Annotated in this window: 24 protein-coding genes; 20 read left to right on the top strand and 4 right to left on the bottom strand. The window is 70.9% G+C overall.

The features are described from left to right. Positions 1 to 22 precede the first annotated feature (22 nt). The 12 genes from secY to truA all read left to right on the top strand — a co-directional run bounded on the left by secY (position 23) and on the right by truA (position 7,824). Complete coding sequence (gene secY / locus DV20_RS18645; protein ID WP_043781952.1) at positions 23 to 1,330, top strand: preprotein translocase subunit SecY; 1,308 nt, start codon at positions 23 to 25, stop codon at positions 1,328 to 1,330. Then, entirely contained in the window at positions 1,327 to 1,881 is a 555-nt protein-coding gene (locus DV20_RS18650; protein ID WP_043781954.1) for an adenylate kinase, read from the top strand. The genes secY and DV20_RS18650 overlap by 4 nt, the downstream gene beginning before the upstream one ends. A gap of 44 nt (positions 1,882 to 1,925) precedes the next feature. Continuing rightward, positions 1,926 to 2,702: a type I methionyl aminopeptidase gene (gene map / locus DV20_RS18655; protein WP_043781957.1), complete on the top strand. Its 777-nt coding sequence runs from the start codon at positions 1,926 to 1,928 to the stop codon at positions 2,700 to 2,702. A gap of 254 nt (positions 2,703 to 2,956) precedes the next feature. Further along, positions 2,957 to 3,178 carry a translation initiation factor IF-1 gene (infA, locus tag DV20_RS18660; RefSeq protein WP_004558881.1) on the top strand — a complete coding sequence of 74 codons (222 nt, stop codon included), beginning with the start codon at positions 2,957 to 2,959 and terminating at the stop codon, positions 3,176 to 3,178. Positions 3,179 to 3,215: 37 nt separating this feature from the next. After that, positions 3,216 to 3,329 (top strand): 50S ribosomal protein L36, encoded by a 114-nt coding sequence (gene rpmJ, locus DV20_RS18665; protein WP_004558882.1) that lies wholly within the window; start codon positions 3,216 to 3,218, stop codon positions 3,327 to 3,329. A gap of 206 nt (positions 3,330 to 3,535) precedes the next feature. Further along, entirely contained in the window at positions 3,536 to 3,916 is a 381-nt protein-coding gene (gene rpsM / locus DV20_RS18670; RefSeq protein WP_034285908.1) for a 30S ribosomal protein S13, read from the top strand. After that, positions 3,913 to 4,098 (top strand): hypothetical protein, encoded by a 186-nt coding sequence (locus DV20_RS18675; RefSeq protein ID WP_004558884.1) that lies wholly within the window; start codon positions 3,913 to 3,915, stop codon positions 4,096 to 4,098. Before rpsM ends, DV20_RS18675 begins: the two co-directional genes overlap by 4 nt. Before the next feature lie 18 nt (positions 4,099 to 4,116). Continuing rightward, positions 4,117 to 4,524: a 30S ribosomal protein S11 gene (rpsK, locus tag DV20_RS18680; RefSeq protein WP_004558885.1), complete on the top strand. Its 408-nt coding sequence runs from the start codon at positions 4,117 to 4,119 to the stop codon at positions 4,522 to 4,524. Between the two features lie 23 nt (positions 4,525 to 4,547). After that, entirely contained in the window at positions 4,548 to 5,153 is a 606-nt protein-coding gene (gene rpsD, locus DV20_RS18685) for a 30S ribosomal protein S4 (RefSeq protein ID WP_043781959.1), read from the top strand. Positions 5,154 to 5,235: 82 nt separating this feature from the next. Continuing rightward, a complete protein-coding gene (locus tag DV20_RS18690; protein WP_268747432.1) occupies positions 5,236 to 6,327 on the top strand; it encodes a DNA-directed RNA polymerase subunit alpha in 1,092 nt (363 codons plus the stop codon). A gap of 41 nt (positions 6,328 to 6,368) precedes the next feature. After that, positions 6,369 to 6,923 carry a 50S ribosomal protein L17 gene (rplQ, locus tag DV20_RS18695; RefSeq protein ID WP_043781963.1) on the top strand — a complete coding sequence of 185 codons (555 nt, stop codon included), beginning with the start codon at positions 6,369 to 6,371 and terminating at the stop codon, positions 6,921 to 6,923. A gap of 73 nt (positions 6,924 to 6,996) precedes the next feature. Next, on the top strand, positions 6,997 to 7,824 hold the full coding sequence (gene truA / locus DV20_RS18700) for a tRNA pseudouridine(38-40) synthase TruA (RefSeq protein WP_084093548.1): 828 nt from the start codon (positions 6,997 to 6,999) through the stop codon (positions 7,822 to 7,824). Between the two features lie 57 nt (positions 7,825 to 7,881). On the opposite strand, the gene DV20_RS18705 is transcribed toward truA, so the two are convergent. Both DV20_RS18705 and eccE read right to left on the bottom strand, forming a co-directional pair. After that, a complete protein-coding gene (locus tag DV20_RS18705) occupies positions 7,882 to 8,601 on the bottom strand; it encodes a hypothetical protein (protein WP_043781968.1) in 720 nt (239 codons plus the stop codon). After that, positions 8,598 to 9,779: a type VII secretion protein EccE gene (gene eccE / locus DV20_RS18710; protein WP_043782001.1), complete on the bottom strand. Its 1,182-nt coding sequence runs from the start codon at positions 9,777 to 9,779 to the stop codon at positions 8,598 to 8,600. Before eccE ends, DV20_RS18705 begins: the two co-directional genes overlap by 4 nt. A gap of 678 nt (positions 9,780 to 10,457) precedes the next feature. Between eccE and eccB the strand changes: the two genes are divergently transcribed. From eccB to DV20_RS18730, 3 genes are all read left to right on the top strand, one after another. Beyond that, positions 10,458 to 12,098 (top strand): type VII secretion protein EccB, encoded by a 1,641-nt coding sequence (gene eccB, locus DV20_RS18720; RefSeq protein ID WP_084093549.1) that lies wholly within the window; start codon positions 10,458 to 10,460, stop codon positions 12,096 to 12,098. A 251-nt stretch (positions 12,099 to 12,349) separates the two neighbouring features. Then, the gene (locus tag DV20_RS18725) at positions 12,350 to 12,667 is read left to right on the top strand and encodes a hypothetical protein (RefSeq protein ID WP_235190875.1); all 318 of its coding nucleotides are present in this window, start codon (positions 12,350 to 12,352) and stop codon (positions 12,665 to 12,667) included. Continuing rightward, positions 12,664 to 13,740 carry a WXG100 family type VII secretion target gene (locus DV20_RS18730; protein WP_043781973.1) on the top strand — a complete coding sequence of 359 codons (1,077 nt, stop codon included), beginning with the start codon at positions 12,664 to 12,666 and terminating at the stop codon, positions 13,738 to 13,740. The genes DV20_RS18725 and DV20_RS18730 overlap by 4 nt, the downstream gene beginning before the upstream one ends. 4 nt (positions 13,741 to 13,744) lie before the next feature. Here DV20_RS18730 and DV20_RS18735 read toward each other — a convergent pair whose 3' ends face one another. Both DV20_RS18735 and eccD read right to left on the bottom strand, forming a co-directional pair. After that, entirely contained in the window at positions 13,745 to 15,346 is a 1,602-nt protein-coding gene (locus tag DV20_RS18735) for a S8 family serine peptidase (protein ID WP_043781975.1), read from the bottom strand. A 20-nt stretch (positions 15,347 to 15,366) separates the two neighbouring features. Further along, on the bottom strand, positions 15,367 to 16,731 hold the full coding sequence (gene eccD, locus DV20_RS18740; RefSeq protein ID WP_084093550.1) for a type VII secretion integral membrane protein EccD: 1,365 nt from the start codon (positions 16,729 to 16,731) through the stop codon (positions 15,367 to 15,369). Positions 16,732 to 17,034: 303 nt separating this feature from the next. Here eccD and DV20_RS18745 point away from each other — a divergent pair, with 303 nt between their 5' ends. From DV20_RS18745 to DV20_RS18765, 5 genes are all read left to right on the top strand, one after another. Continuing rightward, the gene (locus DV20_RS18745; protein ID WP_043781978.1) at positions 17,035 to 21,048 is read left to right on the top strand and encodes a type VII secretion protein EccC; all 4,014 of its coding nucleotides are present in this window, start codon (positions 17,035 to 17,037) and stop codon (positions 21,046 to 21,048) included. 112 nt (positions 21,049 to 21,160) lie between these two features. After that, positions 21,161 to 23,176: an Hsp70 family protein gene (locus DV20_RS18750; RefSeq protein WP_043781980.1), complete on the top strand. Its 2,016-nt coding sequence runs from the start codon at positions 21,161 to 21,163 to the stop codon at positions 23,174 to 23,176. Positions 23,177 to 23,189: 13 nt separating this feature from the next. Further along, positions 23,190 to 23,537: a hypothetical protein gene (locus tag DV20_RS18755; RefSeq protein ID WP_043781982.1), complete on the top strand. Its 348-nt coding sequence runs from the start codon at positions 23,190 to 23,192 to the stop codon at positions 23,535 to 23,537. 257 nt (positions 23,538 to 23,794) lie between these two features. Next, complete coding sequence (locus DV20_RS18760; protein WP_051736041.1) at positions 23,795 to 24,121, top strand: WXG100 family type VII secretion target; 327 nt, start codon at positions 23,795 to 23,797, stop codon at positions 24,119 to 24,121. A gap of 43 nt (positions 24,122 to 24,164) precedes the next feature. After that, on the top strand, positions 24,165 to 24,458 hold the full coding sequence (locus DV20_RS18765) for a WXG100 family type VII secretion target (protein WP_043781985.1): 294 nt from the start codon (positions 24,165 to 24,167) through the stop codon (positions 24,456 to 24,458). Positions 24,459 to 24,488: the final 30 nt, after the last annotated feature.

Below are 24,488 nucleotides of genomic sequence, written 5' to 3' on the forward strand. Positions count from 1 at the left end.
CGACGCCGAGGAGGTCCCCCGCGTGCTCAGCGCCTTCCGCTCGGCTCTCGCGACGCCGGATCTACGCAAGAAGATCCTGTTCACGCTAGCCATCGTCGCGGTTTACCGAATCGGTGCGACCATTCCGGCGCCCGGCATCTCGTACGGTGCCGTACAGGCCTGTAGCTCCCAGGCGCAGCAGGAGGGCGTCTACCAGCTGCTGAACCTGTTCAGCGGTGGTGCGCTGCTGCAGCTGTCGCTCTTCTCGACCGGCATCATGCCGTACATCACGGCGAGCATCATCATCCAGCTGCTCACCGTGGTCATCCCGCGGTTCGAGGAGCTGAAGAAGGAAGGGCAGTCCGGCCAGGGCAAGCTGACCCAGTACACCCGGTACCTGACGATCGCGCTGGCGATCCTGCAGGCCACCGGCGTGGTCGCGCTCGCGGACCGCAAGCAGCTCTTCCCGGACTGCGACCAGCCGATCATCCCGGACAACAGCGTCTACTCGCTGGCGATCATCGTCATCACCATGACCGCGGGCACCGCCGTCATGATGTGGCTGGGCGAGCTGATCACCGAGCGCGGCGTCGGCAACGGCATGTCCGTCCTGATCTTCCTGAACATCGCCGCCCGCATCCCGGTCGAGGGCGGGAACATCCTCAGCAACGCGGGTGGCCTCGGCCTGGCCGTCGTCTGCGCTTTCGGCCTGGTGATCATCGCCAGCGTCATCTTCGTCGAGCAGGGGCAGCGCCGGATCCCGGTGCAGTACGCCAAGCGCATGATCGGCCGCCGGATGTACGGCGGCACGTCGACCTACCTGCCGATCAAGGTGAACCAGGCCGGTGTCATCCCGGTCATCTTCGCGTCGTCCCTGCTGTACCTGCCGGACCTGATCAGCCGCCTCGTCGGCGACCAGAACAGCAACTCCGGCTGGCAGGTGTTCATCAAGAACTACATCGTGAACCAGTCCAGCTGGGTGCACATCCTGCTGTACTTCGCGCTGATCATCTTCTTCACGTACTTCTACATCACGATCACGTTCAACGTGGACGAGCGTGCGGAGGAGATGAAGAAGTTCGGTGGCTTCATCCCGGGCATCCGCCCCGGCCGCCCGACCGCCGAGTACCTGAGCTTCGTGCTCGGCCGGATCACCCTGCCGGGCTCGCTGTACCTGGGCATCATCGCGATCCTTCCGAACTTCTTCCTGTCTCTGACCGGTAGCGGGAACAACCAGAACTTCCCGTTCGGTGGCACGGCTGTGCTGATCATGGTCGGTGTCGGCCTCGACACCGTGAAGCAGATCGAAAGCCAGCTGATGCAGCGCAACTACGAAGGGTTCTTGAAGTGACGCGCCTGGTTCTCGTCGGCCCGCCCGGCGCGGGCAAGGGCACCCAGGCGGTGGCCCTCTCCGAGCAGCTGCGCATCCCGCACATCTCGACCGGTGACCTGTTCCGCGCCCACGTCGGCCAGGAGACGCCGCTCGGCCAGGAGGCGAAGCGCTACCTGGACTCGGGCGAGCTCGTGCCCGACACGGTGACCAACGAGATGGTCCGCGAGCGGCTCGCCGAGCCGGACGCCAAGGTCGGCTTCCTGCTCGACGGCTTCCCCCGCAACACCAAGCAGGCCGAGGTCCTCGGCGAGATCCTCGGCGACGCGGACGTCTCGCTCGACGCCGTGATCCAGCTGCAGGTCCCGGAGGACGTCGTCGTCGCGCGGCTCATGTCGCGCGGCCGGGCGGACGACACCGAAGAGGTCATCCGCCGCCGTCAGCAGATCTACGTGTCGGACACCGCGCCGCTGCTGGAGTACTACGCCGACATCCTGGTGACCGTCGACGGTGTCGGCAGTGTCGAGGAGATCTCCGGCCGGGTCCTGGAAGCGCTGCGCGACCGCACGTGAACCTCGGAGGATTGCGTGTTCTGCAAGTGCTCCGCCGTGGGCGCATGATCGAAGTCAAGACCCCGGACGAGCTGCAGGCGATGCGGGCCGCCGGCCTCGTCGTCGCCCGCACGCTCGCGGCGGTCCGCGCGGCGGCGAAACCGGGCGTCAGCACGGCCGAGCTCGACGAGCTGGCCGAGCAGACGATCCGGGACGCCGGCGCGGTGCCGTCGTTCAAGGGCTACCACGGTTTCCCGGCGTCGATCTGCGCCTCGGTCAACGAGCAGATCGTCCACGGCATCCCGGCGAAGACCCAGGTGCTGGCCGACGGCGACATCATCTCCGTCGACTGCGGTGCCATCCTCGACGGCTGGCACGGCGACTCCGCCGTCACGCTGGCCATCGGCAAGGTCTCCGACGCCGACCTCGCGCTGTCCGCGGCGACCGAGGCGGCGATGTGGGCCGGCATCGAGGCGGTCACCGCCGGCGGCCGGCTCACCGACATCTCCTACGCCGTCCAGTCCGCCGCCGAGCGCGCGAGCCGCGACGACGGCATCGAGTACGGGATGATCGTCGAGTACGGCGGCCACGGCATCGGCCGCCAGATGCACATGGACCCGTTCCTGCCGAACGTCGGCAAGCCCGGCAAGGGCCCGCGGCTGAAGCCCGGCATGGCGCTGGCGATCGAGCCGATGCTCACCGGCGGTGGCGGCGAGACCCGCGAGCTGGACGACGGCTGGACGGTCGTCACGGCGGACGGCTCCCGGGCCGCCCACTGGGAGCACACCGTCGCGATCACCGAAGACGGCCCCTGGGTGCTCACCGCCCCGGAAGACGCCTGACCTGGGCTTTCGTCCGTTGACGTTCAGTCAACGCGGTGAACCTCTACCATGCTCACCCCCGGTTTGGGGGTCGCGACACGGGTTGCGTACACTGTCAAGTCGGCGCACTTATCGCGCCCGGATCCTGCGCGCTCGTGATTTCACGGTCTACTGGGACTCGGGCACCAGTGTGCCACGCAACACCCAACCCGGCACCAGTGCTCGAGTTGATCAGGTGTGGCGACAGACGATACCGACAGGGAAATGCGGAGGACATGGCGAAGAAAGACGGGGCCATCGAGGTCGAAGGCCGCGTAGTCGAGCCGCTCCCCAACGCGATGTTCCGCGTCGAGTTGGAGAACGGTCACAAGGTCCTGGCACACATCAGCGGCAAGATGCGGCAGCACTACATCCGCATCCTGCCCGAGGACAGGGTTGTCGTGGAGCTGTCGCCCTACGACCTCTCTCGTGGTCGCATCGTCTACCGCTACAAGTGATCACGAAGAGCAGCTCAACAGCAGGAGAGCAGAAGACGTGAAGGTCCAGCCGAGCGTCAAGAAGATCTGCGACAAGTGCAAGGTGATCCGCCGTCACGGCCGGATCATGGTGATCTGCGAGAACCTGCGGCACAAGCAGCGGCAGGGCTGATTACCCAGCACTCGACCAGAGTGGCTTGACGGCTACACAACCTCCCCGCACCTGCCGGTTCACGAGAGCGAACCGGTTCACCCCCGGGCTTCAGGCCGGGGCCGGGACACCCGAAGCGCAAGCCGAGGGCACGACAGGCGAGTCGGTCCCGGAACCGGACGGGGAGCAGACCTGAAGATGAAACCGAAGAAGGAGCATCAGCGCCAATGGCACGACTCGCTGGCGTAGACCTCCCCCGCGAAAAGCGGTTGGAGATCGCGCTTACCTACATCTACGGCATCGGCCGTACCCGCTCGAAGCAGCTCATCAAGGCTGCCGAGCTCAACGCGGACACCCGCGTCAAGGACCTCAGCGATGACGACCTCGCGAAACTGCGTGTGTACATCGAAGAGAACTTCAAGGTCGAGGGTGACCTTCGCCGTGAGGTGAACGCCGACATCCGTCGGAAGATCGAGATCGGGTGCTACGAGGGCCTTCGCTGGCGCCGCGGCCTTCCCGTCCGTGGTCAGCGCACCAAGACGAACGCCCGCACCCGCAAGGGTCCGAAGAAGACGGTCGCCGGCAAGAAGAAGGCTGGCAAGAAGTGAGCGTCCAGGGCAAGAAGGTCGTGCAGATGGGTGGCGTTCACCGCCGCGGCTCGGCTTGTGTCTCGCCCAAGGCGCTCTACGCCCGCCCGATGGCGCTCCGCAACCTGTACACCGACGCCGGTTCGATCATCCGGCGCGGCCAGGCCGAAGCGGTCGCCGCTCACCAAGAGAACGCGCGCTAACAGGAGATCCCTCACAACATGCCACCGAAGTCTCGTACTGCGGCCGGGGCCAAGAAGGTCCGCCGCAAGGAAAAGAAGAATGTCGCGCACGGTCACGCGCACATCAAGAGCACCTTCAACAACACCATCGTCTCGATCACGGACCCGACCGGTGCCGTGATCGCGTGGGCGTCGAGTGGTCACGTGGGCTTCAAGGGCTCGCGCAAGTCCACCCCGTTCGCCGCGCAGATGGCCGCCGAGAACGCTGCCCGCAAGGCCGCCGAGCACGGCATGAAGAAGGTCGACGTCTTCGTGAAGGGCCCGGGTTCGGGCCGCGAGACGGCGATCCGCTCGCTGCAGGCGGCCGGCCTCGAGGTCGGCACCATCCAGGACGTGACCCCGCAGCCTCACAACGGCTGCCGCCCGCCCAAGCGGCGCCGGGTCTGAGGAACGGGGAGGAGTAAGAAGAAATGGCTCGTTACACCGGCCCCGCGACGCGTATTTCGCGTCGCCTCAAGGTTGACCTCATCGGCGGCGACCAGGCTTTCGAGCGTCGCCCCTACCCGCCGGGCCAGCACGGCCGCGGGCGCATCAAGGAGTCCGAGTACCTCCTGCAGTCGCAGGAGAAGCAGAAGGCTCGCTACACCTACGGCGTTCTCGAGCGTCAGTTCGTCCGGTACTACAAGGAAGCCGTCCGGCGTCCGGGCAAGACCGGTGAGAACCTGCTGCAGATCCTCGAGTCCCGCCTGGACAACGTGATCTACCGCGCCGGCATCGCCCGCACGCGCCGCCAGGCGCGCCAGCTGGTGAGCCACGGCCACTTCCTGGTCAACGGCCAGAAGGTGAACGTCCCGTCGTTCCAGGTCACCAAGTGGGACATCATCGACGTGCGGCCGAAGTCCATGGGCATGCTGCCGTTCGTGGCGGCGAAGGAGTCCTTCGGCGACCGCCCGATCCCGGCGTGGCTGCAGGTCGTCCAGTCCAACCTCCGCGTGCTGGTCCACCAGCTCCCGGAGCGTGCGCAGATCGACGTTCCGGTTCAGGAACAGCTGATCGTCGAGCTCTACTCGAAGTAGTCCGGCACCGTCGGACAAGGCGGCGGCGCGACAGGTGCGCCGCCGCCGCGCCATCCCTTCGACGTCATATGGCGGGCGTCGTCTGGAAAGGAACCAGGAAGAAATGCTGATTTCCCAGCGGCCGGCTCTCGGCGAAGAGACGGTCAACGAGACCCGCTCCCGGTTCACCATCGAACCGCTGGAGCCCGGCTTCGGCTACACGCTCGGCAACTCGCTGCGGCGCACGCTGCTGTCGTCCATCCCGGGCGCGGCCGTGACGAGCATCCGCATCGACGGCGTGCTGCACGAATTCACCACCGTTCCCGGGGTGAAGGAAGACGTCACCGACATCATCCTGAACCTCAAGGAGCTCGTGGTGTCCTCGGAAGAGGACGAGCCGGTCACCATGTACCTGCGCAAGCAGGGCCCGGGTGAGGTCACGGCGGCCGACATCGTGCCGCCGGCCGGCGTCACCGTGCACAACCAGGACCTGCACATCGCGTCGCTGAACGGCAAGGGCAAGCTCGAGATCGAGCTCGTCGTCGAGCGCGGCCGCGGTTACGTTCCCGCCCTGCAGAACAAGCAGGCGGGCGCGGAGATCGGCCGGATCCCGGTCGACTCGATCTACTCGCCGGTCCTGAAGGTGACGTACAAGGTCGAGGCGACCCGTGTCGAGCAGCGCACCGACTTCGACAAGCTGATCCTGGACGTCGAGACCAAGCCGTCGATCACGCCGCGCGACGCGGTCGCGTCGGCCGGCAAGACGCTGGTGGAGCTGTTCGGTCTCGCCCGCGAGCTGAACGTCGACGCCGAGGGCATCGAGATCGGCCCGTCGCCGCAGGAGGCGGACACCATCGCCGCCTACGCGATGCCGATCGAGGACCTGGACCTCACCGTCCGGTCGTACAACTGCCTCAAGCGCGAGGGCATCCACACGGTGGGCGAGCTGGTCTCGCGCAGCGAGGCGGACCTGCTCGACATCCGCAACTTCGGCGCCAAGTCGATCGACGAGGTCAAGCTGAAGCTCGTCGGCCTCGGCCTCGCGCTCAAGGACAGCCCGCCCGGGTTCGACCCGACCGCGGCGGCCGCGAGCTACGACGGTGAAGGCTGGTCGGAGGGTGTCGGCGGCATCGCCGACGGGATTTCGGACGGCCACGACGATGGCCAGGACTACGCAGAGACCGAGCAGCTCTGAGGCTTTGTGCCTGGACGCTGTGAGCTGAACTAGGAGAACCAATGCCCACCCCTACCAAGGGAGCCCGGCTCGGCGGGTCGTCCGCGCACGAGCGGCTGATCCTGGCCAACTTGGCCACGCAGCTGTTCGAGCACGGCAAGATCACGACCACCGAGGCGAAGGCCCGCCGGGTTCGCCCGCTGGCCGAGAAGCTGATCACGAAGGCGAAGCGGGGCGACCTGCACAACCGCCGTCAGGTGCAGAAGGTCGTCCGTGACAAGGACGTCGTGCACAAGCTGTTCGCCGAGATCGGTCCGCACTTCGCGGAGCGCCCCGGTGGCTACACCCGGATCACCAAGACGATGGCGCGCAAGGGCGACAACGCCGCCATGGCCGTCATCGAACTGGTGGCCGAGAAGACCGTGACGTCCGAGGCCGAGCGCGCTCGCAAGACGAAGTTCGCCAAGGACGAGAAGGCCGCCGCTCCGGCTGCTGCCGAGGAGACCTCGACCGAGGAGACCACCGAGGCGCCCGCCGCCGAGGAGGCCAAGGTCGAGGACACCACCGCCGAAACCGAGGCCCCGGCTTCGGAAGACGCGGACGCCAAGAAGGACTGACGTCCTGACGGCCGATTCGACACCGGACGAGCCCGCCACTCCCCCCGGGGAGGGCGGGCTCGTTCGTCTGCGCCTGGACGTCTCCTACGACGGCACGGACTTCTCGGGCTGGGCCCGCCAGCCGGGCCGCCGCACGGTCCAGGGCGTCCTGGAGGAGGCTCTGCTGCGGCAGCCGCCGGGGGCCGCCGTGCCGAAGTCCGTGGTCGTGGCGGGCCGCACGGACGCCGGGGTGCACGCGACGGGCCAGGTGGTCCACGTCGACGTGGTGCCGCTTTCCGAGCCCTCAGGCCGCGTTCCCGTGTCTTCCGAGGGCATCCCGGACCTGACCCGCATGGTGGGCCGCTGGAACCGCCTGCTGCCGGGTGACGTCCGGGTGCTGGGCGCCCGGGTCGCGCCGGAGGGCTTCGACGCCCGGTTCTCGGCGATCCGCCGGCACTACCGCTACCGGGTCTCGGACGCGCCGTGGGGCGTGGACCCGTTGCGCCGCCACGACACCCTGGCCTGGAACCGTCCACTGTCGACGGACGCGATGAACGCGGCGGCCGCGGAGCTGCTGGGTCTGCACGACTTCGCGGCGTACTGCAAGCAGCGCGACACGGGCACGACGATCCGCGAGCTGCAGCACCTGGAGTGGACCCGGGTGGACGACCACCTGCTGGAGGTCCGGGTCTCGGCGGACGCGTTCTGCCACTCGATGGTCCGCAGCCTGGTCGGCGTCCTGCTCCTGGTCGGCGACGGCCGCCGCACCGACGCGTGGCCCGCGAAGGTCTTGGAGAGCGGCATCCGCGACAGCGCGGTCGCCCCGGCCCACGGCCTCACCCTGCTCGGCGTGGACTACCCGCCGGACGAGGAACTCGCGGCCCGCGCGGAACAGACGCGCAACGTCCGCACTGCGCCGTAACCGGAAGCGGGTGGCTCCCCGAGGGGAACCACCCGCTTCCGGCTGTCCGAAAAGACCTCAGTCGCCGCGGCGGACGGGGCCGAGGAGCTGCTGCTCCTTGCCCGTGGTGACCAGGCGCAGGGGGCGCCAGAGGTTGCGGCCCAGTGCCACCACCTGGTCGTCCTTCAACGTCGTCAGCTGGCGCATCATCTGGGGCGGCAGCCGCCAGATGCGGGCCGCCAGCTCGGCCTGGCCGGCCGGGAGGCGCTGCATCAGCACCAGGTCCGCCGCGTTGGCCGTCGCGCCCGCCTGCGGGTGCAGGTACGGGAGCACGTAGACCGTCGTCTGCCAGGGCGAGCGGGGCGGGAACAGGTCCTGCGGGGTCGGGCCGCCGTCGGTCACCACCAGCAGCGGCGCGTCCTCCGACGGCCGCGGCAGCTCGACCGGCGACAGCCGGCGGATCTGCACCAGCGGTGACGGCCGTCCGTCGCGGCTGCCTGCCGCCCGGGACAGCACCTGCCACTCGGTGGGGCGCCCGGTCGCGACCACCACCCACGCGCCGACCGCCATCGCGCGCATGGCCACCTGGCGGGCCAGGTACAGCCCGCCCACCAGCACGATCCGGGTGGGGGTCGAACGCAGCGCCGAGATCGTCAGCGGCTCGCCCTTGAGGCCCGAGCCGAGCACGATCCCGCCGCGGTCACCCGAGGGGCTGATGGCGTCGAGCATCGCCGGGTCCACCGTGAACTCCGGGGCCACGCCGCCGTTCTGCCCGGCGTCACGGACGCGCGAACTCATGCTGTGCCTCCGATCGGCAACGTCGCGGCGAGCGCGGAAACCTGCAGCCCGCGCAGCGGCGTCAGGTCCACCCCGAGCCGCTCGGACAACCCGTGCAGCCGCTGTTCGGCGGCGTCGAGCTCACGCGGGTTCCGCGCGCTCAGCCGGACGACGCCGCGCAGCCCGATCTTGCCTTCGTCGGACGCCGGGGAGATCGACATCGCCAGCGTCGCCGACAGCGCGCGGACGCTCGTCAGCGCGTTGAGGCTGCTGGTGACCTTGCCCTTCGGCCAGCCGGTGATGGCGTAGCTCGCGTGCCCGATGCCGGCCGCGGTCACGCCGGACCAGCGTTCCTGCAGCGTCACCTTGGTCGGCGAGCCGGCCACGGCGGTCAGCTCCGCGGCCGAGATGCTCGCCCGCAGCAGCTCGTCCGGGTCGAGCGGCCGCGTCGGCACGCCCTGGGACTCCAGCGCGTTGCGCACCCGCGACAGCGCGCCGATCAGCGCGCGGTGGGCGCCGACGACGCCGCCGCCGCGTTCCCGGATCGCGGCCGGGCACCGCCTGGGGTCGAGCCGGATGGCCACCCACGTCGTCCGCCGCGCCGCCGCGGGCAGCGGGCCCAGCACCTCCATGTAGGAGCTCAGCGCCGGCGAGTCCGACGGCAGCGCCGCGCTGCCCGGGTAGCAGTGCCAGATCATCTGGATCGAGTCGAGGACCACCCCGCGGTCCTCGAGGCAGGGCGCCAGCGCCGAGAGCGGCAGGCTCGGCGCGCCGTCGGCCTGGGTGATCAGCGCCGGCGTCGGTTCGACGAGCAGCACCGCCGTCCACGTGCCGTCGTTCCAGGCGAGCCCGACCTGCTGGCGCTCGTGGTCGACGCCGTGCGCGACGACGAGGTCCGGCACGGCGATCCGGAGCAGGTTGACGCGGGCGTCGTCGGGGCCGGTGACCGTGGTCTCTTCGGCGGTCATGGCTTCGACGGTGCTCGGCGGCAGCGGGTCGGCCACCCGGTCGTGCGAGCGGAAGCTGTAGCGCAGCGTCAGGCCGACCCACTGGGTGAACCAGCGGCCGCGCCAGCGCAGCAGCGCGACGATGAGGGCGAAGCCGAGGATGCCGACGCTGACCCACTTGAGCGACATGTCGATCGCGAGCAGGACCAGGCCGATCGCGAGGCCGACTTCGAGCACGACGAGGTTGGCCACGGGCAGCGGGCCGAGGGTGACACCGGAGGACCGGCGCCGCGCCGGCGGGGCCACCCGGACCGGGCCGGGCGGGGGAGTGGCGGGACCACTGTCGTCGGGCCCCTGCGGGCCGCCGGGACCACCCGGGCCGCCACCGCCGGGACCGCCGGGACCGCCACCGCCGGGACCGCCGGGACCGCCGGGACCGCCAGGACCACCGGGTCCGCCCGGGCCGCCGCCGCCGGGTCCACCGGGTCCGCCTGGGCCACCCGGACCGCCTGGGCCACCAGGACGTCCGCCCGGACCGCCGGGACCGGGACCGGGGCCGCCAGGACCGCGCGGAGGCATCCCAGGACCGCCGGGACCGCCAGGGCTACCGGGTCCGCCACCCGGGCCACCGGGCACGCCACCGGGTCCGCCAGGGCCACCGGGAAGGCCGGGACCACCGGGTCTGCCCGGCCGCGGCGGGGGGCCCGGCGGACGGCCACCGGGCGGCGGGGGCCCGGGCGGGCCAGGCGGACGTGGAGGAGTGGTGACGGACATCCGCGCTTTCTCTTCCCCTCGTGCTTGCTGCGTACCCGGAAGCCGGGTCCCGGGGTGCCCGACACTAGCTTGAGTTGGTAGAAACCCCACACCAGACGGTCCCCGTACGGCTATCCTGCGGAACCGTACCGCGACGGGGAGAGCTGTAGGTCGAGAATGCCATCAACACCCACGACTAAGTCTCAGGTCCAGGCGTATCAGTTCGTCCTACGGCGGATGCAGTCGGCGCTGGTCCGGCGGGACGCCGTGATGCTGCACGACCCGATGCGCACCCACACGCGGGCCACCATCGTGGGCGTGGTGCTGGGCGCGCTCGGCATGATCGTGTTCGTCGTCTGGGGCCTGCTCAGCCCGGCGCCGTCGGTGCCCGAGGCCGGGAACATCGTGATCGGCGAGCAGTCCGGCACGGTCTACGTCGTGGCGGGCAACCCGAAGAAGCTGATCCCGACGTTCAACCTCGCGTCGGCGCGGCTTCTCCTGCTGGCCCAGCAGAAGCAGCCGGGGGGCGGTGCCGGTGGCGCGACCCCGCCGCCCGCCGCGGCCGCCGCCGCGGGCGCGGCGAGTGTGAAGAATCCCACGGTCGTTTCCGACGAGCAGCTGAAGGACATTCCGCGCGACAAACTGACCGGAATTCCGGACGGCCCGCAGCTGATCCCGACGGATTCCCAGCGCATTTCCCCCAATTGGGCCGTCTGCGACCAGGTCCAGCTCGACACGGCGCTGCCGAACCCCGACACGGGCCGGACCAACACCTACGTTTTCGGCGGCGTCGCGCCGAGCGGCCTCGGTGCCGAGCTCGGCGAGAACGAGGCGTTGCTGACGAAGGCCGACAACGGGAAGACCTACCTGGTCTACCGGCTGCCGAGCTCCCGGAACCGGCCGAACGCGAACACCGTGCGCGCCGAGATCGACGTCGACAACCCGAACGACGCCGTCCGCACGGCGCTGCAGCTGCCGCCGTCGCCGCGGAAGATCACCCAGGGGCTGCTCAACGCGATCCCCGAGGTCGCCAAGCTGACGCCGCCGAAGATCCCGAACGGCCCGGCTCCGGCGGACTTCGACGGCCTCGCCTCCGGCGACGTCTTCGCCACGCAGCAGGCCGGTCAGCGGGAGCTGAACTACTGGGCGATCACCCCGGCCGGCATCCAGCGGGTGTCCAACGCCGTCGCCGACATCATCCGCGTCGCGAAGAACGGCAGCTCCAGCAGCATCCAGACGCTGGGTCTCGACAAGCTGGCCGGCGTGAAGACCCTGCAGCCCACCGACCCGGACTACATCCCGGTCGACGACTTCCCGCGCTCGGTGCCGACGGTCCTCGACGCGACGAAGAACTCGTCCGTCGCGTGCCTGGGCTGGTCGCTGGTCGGGTCCGGTCCCGACCAGGACGGGCACACCTCGGTGTACGTCGACACGCAGCTGCCCGGTCAGAAGAGCACCGGCGACAGGTTCGCCCCGATGACGGTGACCACGCCGGGCCCGAACCGGGTGCCGCTCAACGGCTTCTACCTCAAGCCCGGGTTCGCGGCGGTCGTCCAGTCCGCCACCGGCAAGGCCAGCTTCGGCAAGGGCCAGATCCAGCTGATCTCCGACCGGGGCGTGCGCTACAGCGTCCCGGACGCCCAGACCGCGGACGCGATCGGCCTGAACAACCGGCAGCCCGCGCCCGAGTCGATCATCGGGCTGCTGCCGACCGGGGCGTCGCTGAACACCCAGGACGTGCTGCGGCAGTTCGACGCGGTGCCGATCGACCCGAACGCCGGCTCGTACCCGACCCCGTCCGCGCCGCCGGGCAACTGACGCTTTCGGGGGGTCCGGGTGGCGTAGCCCCCGGCCCGGGGCGAAGCCTCGGCTGAACACTGACGCTTTCGGGGGTCCGGGTGGCGTAGCCCCCGGCCCGGGGCGAAGCCTCGGCTGAACACTGACGCTTTCGGGGGTCCGGGTGGCGCAGCCCCCGGCCCGGGGCGAAGCCTCGGCTGAACACTGAGCGGAACCACCGGACCGCGGCGGACGTCCCACGCTCGAAGGTCTTTCTCGCGAGTGGAGGTGCCGTGGCCGGCTTGAGGATGGACGGTGTGGTCGTCGCCCGGTACGCCGAGACGGCCGAAGCCGCCGCGGACGACCTGGACGCGGCGGCGGCCGAGGTCGGCGGGGACGTCACCGCGGAGTCCTACGGGACGCTGGGCGCGCAGATCGGCCTCGGCGAGTCGTACGGCCGCGCGGCCGGGGCGTTGCGGCGGCAGCTGGCCGACGGCGCCGAGGCGCTGCGCTCGGCCGCGGAGGCGCTGCGGCAGGTGACGGTCCGCCACGGCGGGCAGGACGACGAAGCCGCGGAACTGATCAAGCGGGCCGGGAGGCTTGACGGATGACGACCGGAAGCTCCCCCTCGGCGGCCGCGGTGCCCGTGCCCGCGGGCGAGGACATCACGGCGGCGGCCGAGCCGTACCTGGACTACCTCACGGACCTCTCGCGGCAGCTGGGTGTGATCGACCCCGTCGAGACGTACTTCCGCCCGCTGCTCGGCCGCTGGGCCGACCTCGGCGCCGAGGCGGACCGCCTGCGCCAGGCGGCGTCGGTCGCGGCCGAGGTTTCGGCGCGCCTCGACGACCAGCTCGGCCGGCTCGACGCGGGCTGGGAAGGCCGTGACGCGGACTCCTTCGTCGCGTACATCGGTGCTGTCGGCGCGGCGGGCGGCGACCTCCGCGAGGCCCTCGACACCCTGGCCGGCGCGCTCGACGAGCTGGTGACGACCCTGCGGCACGTCGTCGTCGACCTCGTCGAGGTGCTGGTGGACGCGGCGGAGCTGACGTCGGAGACGATGCTGCTGCCGAGCGGCGGCGCCAAGCGGGCGCGGGCCCAGCTGCAGGAGACGCGGGATTCGGCGAAGGCCCTGTACGAGACCGCGCGCGACGTGCTGGAGGCGTTCGACCGGCTGTGCGACGGCGTCGACGACCCGGACGCGGCCTCCCGCACCATCGAGATCCGGCACCGGTACCCGCCGGAGCGCTTCAAGCTGCACGACGACGCGCTGAACGAGGCGGGCGAGCAGGCCGCCGCGGAAACGGCTTCGGCCGACGAGGCGACGACGCCGTCTTCGGCCGACGAGGTCACGACGCCGTCTTCGGCCGGCGATGCCACAACGCCGTCCGCGGCCGAGGGGCGGCACACCGGCTCCGGGACTCCGGAGCCCGACCGGCCCGCCGACCCGCCGCCGTCGCCGCCCGCGGAGCCGGACCACGGCACGTCCGGCGGGGTCCCGATGATGCCGATGATGGGCTTCGGCGCCTTCGGCTCGGGCGGTCAGGCTCGCCGCCCGTCGAAGACGCGTCCGGTCACGAAGTCGTCGGACCTGCTCGGCGAGCCCGGCCTGGTCGCTCCGCCGGTGATCGGCGAGGACGAGAACCCGCAGCCGAAGAAACCGGCGGCCCCGCCCGCGAACTGAGGCCTCAGCGGCGGGTCGAACCGCTCGATTCCGGGCGGTTGCGGCGGATCGTGTGCATCACGAACAGCGTGATCAGCAGCGCGACCACGCCGGCGCCGGTGCCGGCCAGCGCCACGATCACCGGCGTCGGGCTGCGGTCGTTCGCCGGGGGGAGCTGGGCCATCTGCGGGGACGGGACCGGGGCCTGCTGCCCCAGTTCCGAAGGCAGGCTCTGCGTCAGCGCCGCCACCGGGTCGACGACCCCGTAGCCGACGTAGTTGTCGCGTCCGCCGGGCGCGGCGGGGTGCTGGGCGGTCTCCTTGATCCGGTTGACGATGGCCCGCCCGCTCAGCTCCGGGAACTTCGCCTTGACCAGCGCGGCCAGTCCCGCGACGTAGGGCGCGGCGAAGCTCGTGCCCTGGATTTCGCTGGCCTTGTCGCCGCTTTCGAACGTCAGGTTCGCCAGTCCGCGCGAGCCCTCGGCCGGGTCGAGCGAGACGATCTTCGTGCCCGGAGCCGCGACGCCGACCCAGGGACCGTGGACGCTGAACGGCGCCACGCCACCCGTTTCGTCGATCGCGCCCACGGACAGCACGTCGTCCGCGAACCACGGCGGCGTGACGATCGTCTTCGGCCGCCTCGCGTCCGGCTGGTCGTTCTGCGGGCAGGTGTCCGTCGCGTTGCCCGCCGCCGCGACGACGACGATGCCCGCTTCGGCGGCGAAGTGCACGGCCGCCTGGACCTGCTGTTCGCCTTCGGTGATCGAGCCGGTGGCCGGACGGCAGTTGTCGACCGACATGTTGATGATGTCGGCTTCCCGCCGCTCGGCGATGCCGTGGATGATCTCGGCCAGCGACTTCAGCGTGCCCGCCGTGCCGGCCTTTTCCAGCTGCCGCCCGCCGTTGGACTGCCCGGGCAAGGTCCCGTCGCCCTCGGCGCCGCCACCGCCACCGCCCGGCGGCGGGTTCGTGCTGGACGACGGCGCGCCCTCGGTGCTGCTCGACGGCGGGGTCTGGGTCTGGGTCTGGGTGTCGGGCTCGTAGTTCTCGCTCAGCTGGCGGTAGGACACGATCGTCGCGTCCGGGGCGACGCCGACGAACCCGACCTCCGGGTTGTCCGGCTTCGCCGCGATGATCCCGGCGACCTCGGTGCCGTGACCGTCGCAGTCCTCGAGGCCGTCGGGCTGGCCCTTCGTCGGCTTGGCCACGTAGTCGCCGCCGGACTTGAGCCGGTCCTGGAACCACGGATGGCGCGTCACCCCGGTGTCGACGACGGCGACCTTGACGCCCCGGCCGGCGCCACCGTCCGTGGCGGCCTTGACGATTTCCTGCGCCTTCGCGATCTGGAGGTAGTCCTGCCCCCACGGCCGGTACTTGAGTTCGATGTTCTCGCCGAGGCTGCGCTGGACGCAGCCCTTCTGCTGCTTGTACCGCTTGTCCGGCTGGCGCGAGTCCGGGATCAGCTTGCTGTTGTCGACCGGCGGCGGCGCCGCGAAGTAGCCGTCGGCCGGGGCGGTCTGGGCCTGCGCCGTCCCCGCGCCGGCGAGCGAGGCCAGGACGCCGATCGTGCCGGCGAACAGGGCCGTCGTGGTGCGCCGGGCCGGGCCGAAGGGGCGTCCTGCTGACATCCGAGATTCACCCGATCCGGTCACTTGAAGTTCAGGTGCCGCAGGGTGGTGTAGAGGTCCATCACACCGAGGGCGAGGGGGAGCACGGAGGCGATGCAGATCGCTTCGATGATCTCCACCGTGCGCCGCAGCGGCGGCGAGAACCGCTGGTTCGGGAAGATCACGCCGACGACGAGCGCGCCCGCCGCGAGCAGGATCAGCAGGCCGAAGACGTAGAGCAGGCGGTTCTGCGCGCTGGCCGAGATCAGCCAGCCGACGGCGATCCCGGTGGCCGAGACCAGGCCCGTGGTGAGCAGGGCGATCGCCTGGCTGCCGTTGGCGTACGCGCGGGCGCGCAGCAGCAGGACGAGCGTCGCGACGACGCCGAGGATGATCCCGAACGCCCCGGGCGCGCTCGCCGCGATGACCGCCGAGACGGCCACCGTGGCACCGCAGCCGACCATCAGTCCGGTCATGTAGTTGTGCGCGATCGCCGTGCGGCGCTCGATTGCCCGGTAGTCGGGGAAGCCGGAGTCTTCCTTCAGCTCTTCGGCGTTGCTCGGCACGTGCGGCAGCGGCAGCTTCGCGAGCCAGATCGTGGCGCGGGGCAGGATCGAGATGCAGGCGAGGGCGACCGCGACGGTGCCGGCCGCGATCCCGGCCGCCGGGTGCGCGACGAGCGTGCCGAACAGGAAGGCCAGCGCGCCGAAGGTGCCGGCCGTGGCCGCGGCGATGAACGTCGTGATGCCGGCGCCGATGACCATGATGCAGACCGAGGCGACGATGATCACCAGGACCGCGCCGAGCAGCAGGTTCGCCCGCAGGGACAGCCCGGGCACGATGTAGAAGCCGCTGACGAAGGCCAGCGGCAGCCCGCCCGCCGCGGCGATCAGCACGCCGGTCGCCTCGGCCTGGTAGCCCTTGGCGAGCGTCGCGCCGATCGCGACGCAGGCGATCGCGGCGATGCCGCCGGCGATGGCCGCGCCCAGCGCGCTGCCGCCGTAGAAGGAGCCGCTCATGAACAGGGCGACGGCGGCGGCGAACAGCGCCAGCCCGCCGGCGACGTGCCCGAACCGGTTCGCGGTTTCCTTCGTCCACGGCCGGAAGCTGTCCGGCGAAGACTCGGCGATGGCGTCGACGACGTCGTCGTACAGGGGCGGCGGCGGGTTCTCGTTGCGCTTGCGCAGCTGGAGCAGTTCGCCGTCGACCACGCCGAGGGAGGCCAGGGTGCGGCTGGGGTCGAGCGGGGCGTCCCCGAGCTTCGCGAGCGCCCAGCCGCCGTGGCGGGCCCCGCCGTCGGGCGAGGTCTCCTTGGCCATGTCCAGCAGCATCGGCAGCAGATCGGCCACCGCGACGTCGGCGGGCAGTGCCACGTCGATCCGGGTGGACGGCGCGACGACCGTCACCCTGCTGAATACTGTCGTGCCCGTAGCCACTGCACTGCCCCCGCTCGGTCGATGCTGCTCCCGGGGGAACTTATACCGAACCCCGGCACGGGCATCATCGAACGTCCGAAATTCACCGGCAATGGCAGGTCAGGGTCGCGAACCCGGCATTACTGTCGGTGCCGCGCCGTACACTCGCCCGAGGACGACGGGCAGCGTTCACGAGGGGTTCGGGCATCCGGCGGAATTCCCCGGGGGCGTTCGATAGGTTGATCGCACACCTTGCGGTGGCCGCCATCGTCGAGTTTGAAGAGGGGTCCTTCGATGAGCACGCTGCAGTTCAAGAAGTCGCCGCGGCTGGCGGCACCGCGGCCGCCGGGCGGTGAGGTGCACCTCGAGCCGCCGCCCGAGGTGCCCCGCGTCATCCCTGGCAACATCGTCATGAAGGCGCTTCCGGTCGTCATGATCGTCGCGTCGCTCGGGATGATGGTCTTCATGTTCCAGGCCAGCAACCGGAACCCGATGATGATGGCCATGGGCGGCATGATGGTCGTCGGGACGCTCGGGATGATGGCGGGCGGCGGCGGCAAGGGCGGCGGCGCCAAGCGCGCCGAGATGGACGAAGACCGCAAGGACTACCTCCGCTACCTGGGCCAGATGCGCGACCGGGCCCGCGAGGCCATGGTCGACCAGCGCGCCGCCCTGGAATGGGTCCACCCCGACCCGCAGTCCCTCTGGTCGCTGGCCGCCAGCCGGCGGATGTGGGAACGCCGCCAGAACGACCAGGACTTCCTGCACCTGCGCGTCGGGCGCAGCTCGCACCGCCTCGCCACGCGGCTGGTCCCGCCGCAGACCGGGCCGGTCGACGAGCTGGAGCCGATCGCCACCCTCGCGCTGCGCCGGTTCGTGCGCGCGCACTCGATCGTGCCGGACCTGCCGACCCAGATCACCCTCCGCGGGTTCGCCGCGGTGAGCATGCAGGGCGACCGGGCGCTGACCCGCGGCCTCACCCGCGCCATGCTCGCGCAGCTGGTCACCTTCCACAGCCCGGACGACGTGCTGATCGCGGTCGCCACCGCGGGCCGCGCGAAGCAGGAGTGGGAGTGGGCGAAGTGGCTGCCGCACGCCCAGCACCCCACGCTTTCCGACGGCATCGGCCAGCTCCGCATGATGGCCGGCTCGCTGGCCCAGATCGAAGACTGGCTCGACGAAGAACTGCGTGACCGCCAGCGCTTCTCCCGCAACGCCACGCCCGCCCCGGACCAGCCGCACGTCGTCATCATCATCGACGACGCCGAGGTCACCCGCGAAGAGCAGATCGTCCTCGAAGAGGGCCTGGTCGGCGTCACGCTGATCGACCTGTCCGACTCCCTCGGCAACCTCGCCGCCCGCCGCGGCCTCCGGCTGGTCGTCGAGGCCGACAGGCTGGGTGCCCGCAGCGCCGGCGGCGTCGAGTGGTTCGGCCGCCCGGACACCCTGAGCCTGGTCGAGACCGAGTCGCTGGCCCGGCTGATCTCGCCGTACCGCGTCGGCGGCGCCGCGGGTCAGGACGTCGGCGACGAAGAGCCGCTGCTGTCCAACCCGTCGCTGCTGGAACTGCTCGGCATCCCCGGCGACCCGATGACCTTCGACGTCCAGCAGGCGTGGCGGCCGCGGCCGATCCGCGACCGCTACCGCGTCCCGTTCGGCGTCGGCGAGTACGGCCAGCCGGTCGAGCTGGACATCAAGGAAGCCGCCGCCGAAGGCATGGGCCCGCACGGCCTGTGCATCGGCGCCACCGGTTCCGGTAAGTCGGAGTTCCTCCGCACCCTGGTGCTGGGCCTGCTGGCCACGCACTCGTCGAGCACGCTCAACTTCGTCCTCGTCGACTTCAAGGGTGGCGCGACGTTCCTCGGCCTGGACAAGGCCCCGCACGTCTCCGCGGTCATCACCAACCTCGCGGACGAGGTCACGCTGGTCGACCGCATGAAGGACGCGCTGGCCGGCGAGATGAACCGGCGCCAGGAAGCGCTGAAGAACGGCGGCAACTTCAAAAACGTCTGGGAGTACGAGAAAGCCCGTGAAAACGGTGCCGACCTCGACCCGCTGCCCGCGCTGTTCATCGTTTGCGACGAGTTCTCCGAACTGCTGTCGGCGAAACCGGACTTCATCGACCTGTTCGTCGCCATCGGCCGGCTGGGCCGGTCGCTGCAGATGCACATGCTGCTCGCCTCGCAGCGCCTCGAAGAGGGCAAGCTGCGCGGCCTCGACTCGCACCTGTCGTACCGGATCGGCCTCAAGACGTTCTCGGCGGCGGAGTCCCGTGCCGCGATCGGCGTGCCGGACGCGTTCGAGCTGCCGTCGGTCCCCGGTGGTGGCTACCTGAAGTTCGACACGTCGACGCTGGTGCGGTTCAAGGCGGCCTACGTCTCGGGCCCGTACCGGCCGGCCGGCCTGAAGGTGGCGGGCCCGGCGGCGACCGTGGTCCGCGCGGACAAGCGGCCGCAGCTGTTCGTCCCCGACTTCGTCGAGCTGCCGAAGGAGCCGGAGCCCCAGCAGATCGAGGCGGCCCCGGTGGCGGCGGCGCCGCAGTCGGAGGAAGCCGTCGAGCCCTCGGAGCTGGACGTCATCGTCTCGCGCCTGGTGGGCCAGGGCCCGCCGGCGCACGAGGTGTGGCTGCCGCCGCTGAAGGACCCGAACTCGCTCGACACCCTGCTGCCCAACCTCAACCCGACCGACGACCGCGGCCTGTCCCCGGTGGGCTTCTTCGGCAACGGGCGGCTGCAGGTGCCGCTGGGCATCATCGACCGGCCGTACGAGCAGCGCCGCGACCCGCTGTGGGCGGACTTCTCCGGGGCGTCCGGGCACGGCGTGATCGTCGGCGGCCCGCAGACCGGCAAGTCGACCATGCTGCGGACGCTGATCATGTCGATGGCGCTCACGCACACGCCGGAGGAGGCGCAGTTCTACTGCCTCGACCTCGGTGGTGGCACGCTGGCCGGTCTCGCGGGCCTGCCGCACGTCGGCGGCGTCGCGGTCGCGCGGCGCGAACCGGACAAGGCCCGCCGGATCGTGGCCGAGCTGACCACCCTGCTCACCGAGCGGGAAGGCCGGTTCGGGGCGATGGGCATCGACTCGATGACCGAGTTCCGCAACCGCAAGCGCCGCGGCGAGATCCGGCCGGACCAGGACCCGTTCGGCGACGCGTTCCTGGTCGTCGACAACTGGCGGGCCCTGCGCGACGACTTCGAAGAGCTCGAGACCTCGATCACCCGGCTCGCCACGCAGGGTCTGTCCTACGGCGTGCACGTGATCATCGCCGCGAACCGGTGGGCGGACATCCGCCCGGCGATCAAGGACATGCTGGGCACCCGGTTCGAGCTGCGCCTCGGTGACCCGACCGAGTCGGACATCGACCGGCGCGTCGCGGTCAACATCCCGGCCGGCCGTCCGGGTCGCGGTCTGACCCGCGAGAAGCTGCACATGCTGGGCGGCCTGCCGCGGATCGACGGCTCCAGCGACCCGGAGACGATCGCGGCCGGCGTGGCCGACGCGGTGGCGAAGATCAAGGGTGCCTGGCGCGGCCGCGTCGCGCCGCAGGTCCGCCTGCTGCCGGAGCTGATCACCTACGAAGAGGTGCAGAAGCTCGACACCGCCCGCGACTCGAAGCTCATCCCGATCGGTGTCAACGAAGAGAACCTGCAGCCGATCTACCTCGACTTCAACGCCGAACCGCACTTCTACGCCTTCGCGGACGGCGAGTCGGGCAAGACGAACCTGCTGCGGCAGATCGCCCGGGGCATCTCGGAGCGCTACTCCGCCTCGGAAGCGCTCATCCTCCTGGTGGACTACCGGCGCACGATGCTCGGCTTCGTCCAGGGCGATTCGCTGCTCGGGTACGCGGTTTCGGCCGCGCAGCTGGAGAGCATGGTCAACGACGTCTTCAACTCGATGACGCGCCGCCTGCCGGGCCCGGACGTCACGCAGGAGCAGCTGAAGACGCGGTCCTGGTGGAAGGGCCCGGAGCTGTTCATCCTGGTCGACGACTACGACCTGGTGGCCACCTCGACGACCAACCCGCTGCGGAAGATCTCCGACTTCCTGCCGCAGGCCAAGGACGTCGGCCTGCACCTGGTGGTCGTGCGGCGCACCGGTGGCGCGAGCAAGGCGATGTACGACCCGATCATCGGCAAGCTCAAGGAGATCGCGGCCCCGGGCATGGTGATGAACGGTTCGCGCGACGAAGGCGCGCTGATCGGCAACATCAAGCCGAGCGCGATGCCGCCGGGCCGGGGCAACCTGCTGACCCGGAAGAACGGCAAGCAGCTGATCCAGGTGTCGTGGATCCAGCCGGACTGAGCACGGTGGCGGGGCGCGCGCGGGCGGGGGGTAGGTTCCTCCCCGAGGGCGTGCCCCGCCGGCCGGGCGCGGGGGATCGCGACGAACGCTGGGTCTTTTTCGGGAGCTGCTGGTGACGGTCCGGGTTGCGGTGGACTTCGGGACATCGAGCACCTGTGTCGTCGCCTCGGTGAACGGGCGCGAGCCGCAGGTCGTGGTGATCGACGGCCAGCCGCTGATGTCTTCGGCGGTGTACGCGGCGGCGGACGGCACGCTGTTCGTCGGGCAGGAGGCCGAGCGGCAGGCGGCGGTCGACCCGTCGCGGTACGAGCCCCACCCGAAGCGGCGGATCGACGAGGGCGAGCTGCTGCTCGGCGAGACCGTCCTGCGGGTGACCGACGTCGTGCACGCCGTCCTGGGCCGCGCGGTGTCCGAAGCGCGCCGCCTGGCCGGTGACGCCGAAGTCGACCTGCTCGTGCTGACCCACCCCGCGGACTGGGGCGCGATCCGCACCCGGCTCCTGCGGCAGGCCGCGGGCGGCCTGGCGCGCGAGGTCGCGCTGGTGCCGGAACCGGTCGCCGCGGCGGTGTACCACGCGGCGACGTTCGCGCCGCAGGACGTGACGAACGACCGCACCGTGGAGTTCAGCGGCCGCCCCGGCGACGCGCTCGCGGTGCTGGACCTCGGCGGCGGCACGGTCGACGTCAGCGTGGTGCGGCGGCTGCCGCCGGACACCGCGCGGGACCGCGCCGGCCGTCCGCAGCGCGGCGGCTTCCAGGTGCTCGCCGCCCGGGGTGACCCCGGCTTCGGCGGCGCGGACATCGACCAGGCGCTGCTGGAGCACGTCGGTTCCCTGGTCTCCGCGGCCGATCCGGCGGCCTGGCGCGAGCTCGTCGAAGGCCGCGAGCTGGCGGACCGGCGCCGCCGGCGGGTGCTGCACCAGGACGTGCGGGGAGCCAAGGAGACGTTGTCCCGGCACGCCTACACCGACGTGCCGATGCCGCCGCCGTTCGCCGACGCGCACGTCACCCGCGAGGACCTCGAACGGCTGATCGCGGCGCCGCTGGGCCGCGCCGTCGAGCTGACGGTCGCCGCGATCGGCGACGCCGGCCTGCGGCCGAAGCAGCTCACGGCGATCTTCCTGGTCGGCGGGTCGAGCCGGATCCCGATGATCTCGCGGCTGGTGCACGAACGCACCGGTGTCGTGCCGACGAGCCTCGACCAGCCGGAGACGGTCGTCGCGCGCGGCGCACTGCGGGCGGTGCTGGTGGACCCGGACCGCACCGGCGCGCTGCCCGGCGAAGCGATGGCCCGGCTGGGCGCGGCACCGGGCGGCGCCCACAACCCGGCGGCGCAGCGCACGGAGGTCGTCCGCCCCGGCGACGTCGCCCAGCGCACGGAGGTCGTCCGCCCCGGCGACGTCGCCCCGCGCCCGGCGCCGCCGCGCACCGCACCGGGTGGGTTCCCGAACCGCCCGGTGCCACCGCCGTCGCCGCCGTCCGGTCAGCCGGCGGCCCGGCCGTGGACGCCGCCCGCCCGGCCGAACCCGCCGGTCCCGGCCACCGGCGCCCGGCCCGCGCCCGAACCGGCCGGGAAGAGCCGCCGGAAGCTGTGGGGCGTGGTCGCGGTCGCGGTGGTCGTCGTGGCCGCCCTCGTCGTCGCCGGGTTCTTCGTGTTCAAGGGCTCCGGGAACCAGGCGGAGAGCGGCCGGGAGCTCTCGCAGTACGACTTCCGGTTCGTCGCCCCGGAGGACTGGGTCCAGACCGACGACCGGGTCGCCGACAAGCAGGTCGTGATCCACCCGCAGGAGTCCCGGGACGGCAACGACCTCGTGGTCGCCCAGGAGTACGTCATGGACTACGACGCGACCGCGGACCGGCAGAAGCTCGTCGACGAACTCAGGCAGCTCGCCGAACGGTCGCCGGAGCGCTGGAGCGCGTACAACCCGGACCTGTCCTACGCCGGCAAGACCGTCATCGGTTACCACGAGAGCAAACCGGACCGGCCCGATCTCCAGGTCGACTGGTACGTCGTGGCGAAGGGCCGGATCCGCGTCCACGTCGGCTGCCAGTACGCCACGGCCCCGCTGCGCGAGCGGGTCGCCGCCGCGTGCGCGCAGGCCGTGCGCACGGTCGAAATCCGCAACTGAGAGGGGGCACGCGGTGCCGTCCGGAGAATTCGAAGGCGCCGCGGCGTCCTTCAGGCGCATCGGCCAGGACGCGGTGACGCACGCGCGCCGCGTCGCCGGGAACGCGAAGGCCCGCAACCAGCGGCACCACAGCGAAAACGCCGACCTCCTGAAGCGGAGCGGCCGGGGCGCGAAGTCCGGCGACCCGACGCCGGGAACGCTGCGCGCGGCCGCCGAACGGTTCCGCCGCGCCCGGGGGCTCGCGGTTCCCGTTGTTCACGAGCCGGTTCCTTCGCGTTCGCAATCTCCGGCCCGGCCCCCTCGATCGGGTGACGAGGACGAAGACTTTTCCCAGATGCGAATTATGCAGCGCGATCAGTGAAACCGAAGCCACGGTCGCTGTGCGCGTGCTAATCCCGCTGGTGGGGAAGACCTTTTCGGGTGATGCGCCACCGGTTCGGGGTGTGCCGCCGATACCGGTCGCCGCCGGTTCCCCCGCAGGGCGTTAACGCAAGCAACTACTTCGGGGCAAAGCACGACAAGGGGGAACCGGACGTGGCAGTGTCTGCGTCGTAGGGCCGTACGAGCGAACAAGCTTGGTTACGGCCGAACCATCACTTCACAGAAGGGGGTCCCGACATGAGCGGTGGGCCTGGTTTTCAAGGGACAGTCCAGCAGTTCACGGAGTCCGAGGCGCGCGTGACCGAGGTCCGGGCGCAGATGGACAACAACCTCGCGACGCTGCGCGACCGCATCGAGGCCACCCGCGCCGGCTGGCAGGGTGAAGCGAAGCAGGCTTTCGCCAACGTCATGCACCGCTTCGACGAGGACGCCCGCGGCATGGCGCAGGCCCTGCAGCGCATCGGTGAGCTCCTCAAGGAAGCCGGTTCGAAGTACGAGCGTTCCGAGCAGCAGCAGCAGGAAATCCTGCGCGCCGTGAACGCGGGCTTCGACAAGCTCGGCTGATTTTCCCTTCCCTCACAAACTTTCTCTCACAAAGGAGCACATCATGCCTGATGGCGCCGGAATTGTTGTTGATTACGCCACGATCCGCGCGGCCGCGGACGACTGCCAGGCGACCGGTGGCGAGCTCCAGGCCGCCTTCGACCGGCTGAAGGACGACCTGAAGCCGCTGGTCACCACCTGGACCGGTTCCGCGAAGGAGCAGTACGACGCCGCCCAGCGCACCTGGGACCAGAAGTTCGAGGACCTCAAGCAGGTCCTGGCGCAGATCGCGGCCGTGCTGCCGGAAATCGCCGACGGTTACCAGGCCACGGACAACGCCGTCGAAGGCCTGTTCTGAGCCGGTAGCCCCGGAAACCACGGCGGGCCC

This window comes from Amycolatopsis rifamycinica (assembly GCF_000695625.1).
GTDB lineage: Bacteria > Actinomycetota > Actinomycetes > Mycobacteriales > Pseudonocardiaceae > Amycolatopsis > Amycolatopsis rifamycinica.

What these genes read in the sequence shown, in the direction of transcription:
- eccB (WP_084093549.1), top strand. Translation starts at nt 10,458, where the DNA reads ATGCCATCAACACCCACGACTAAGTCTCAGGTCCAGGCGTATCAGTTC.
- DV20_RS18760 (WP_051736041.1), top strand. Translation starts at nt 23,795, where the DNA reads ATGAGCGGTGGGCCTGGTTTTCAAGGGACAGTCCAGCAGTTCACGGAG.
- DV20_RS18730 (WP_043781973.1), top strand. Translation starts at nt 12,664, where the DNA reads ATGACGACCGGAAGCTCCCCCTCGGCGGCCGCGGTGCCCGTGCCCGCG.
- DV20_RS18735 (WP_043781975.1), bottom strand. Translation starts at nt 15,346, where the DNA reads ATGTCAGCAGGACGCCCCTTCGGCCCGGCCCGGCGCACCACGACGGCC.
- infA (WP_004558881.1), top strand. Translation starts at nt 2,957, where the DNA reads ATGGCGAAGAAAGACGGGGCCATCGAGGTCGAAGGCCGCGTAGTCGAG.
- rpsK (WP_004558885.1), top strand. Translation starts at nt 4,117, where the DNA reads ATGCCACCGAAGTCTCGTACTGCGGCCGGGGCCAAGAAGGTCCGCCGC.
- DV20_RS18705 (WP_043781968.1), bottom strand. Translation starts at nt 8,601, where the DNA reads ATGAGTTCGCGCGTCCGTGACGCCGGGCAGAACGGCGGCGTGGCCCCG.
- map (WP_043781957.1), top strand. Translation starts at nt 1,926, where the DNA reads ATGATCGAAGTCAAGACCCCGGACGAGCTGCAGGCGATGCGGGCCGCC.
- DV20_RS18745 (WP_043781978.1), top strand. Translation starts at nt 17,035, where the DNA reads ATGAGCACGCTGCAGTTCAAGAAGTCGCCGCGGCTGGCGGCACCGCGG.
- rpsD (WP_043781959.1), top strand. Translation starts at nt 4,548, where the DNA reads ATGGCTCGTTACACCGGCCCCGCGACGCGTATTTCGCGTCGCCTCAAG.
- DV20_RS18765 (WP_043781985.1), top strand. Translation starts at nt 24,165, where the DNA reads ATGCCTGATGGCGCCGGAATTGTTGTTGATTACGCCACGATCCGCGCG.
- rpsM (WP_034285908.1), top strand. Translation starts at nt 3,536, where the DNA reads ATGGCACGACTCGCTGGCGTAGACCTCCCCCGCGAAAAGCGGTTGGAG.
- rplQ (WP_043781963.1), top strand. Translation starts at nt 6,369, where the DNA reads ATGCCCACCCCTACCAAGGGAGCCCGGCTCGGCGGGTCGTCCGCGCAC.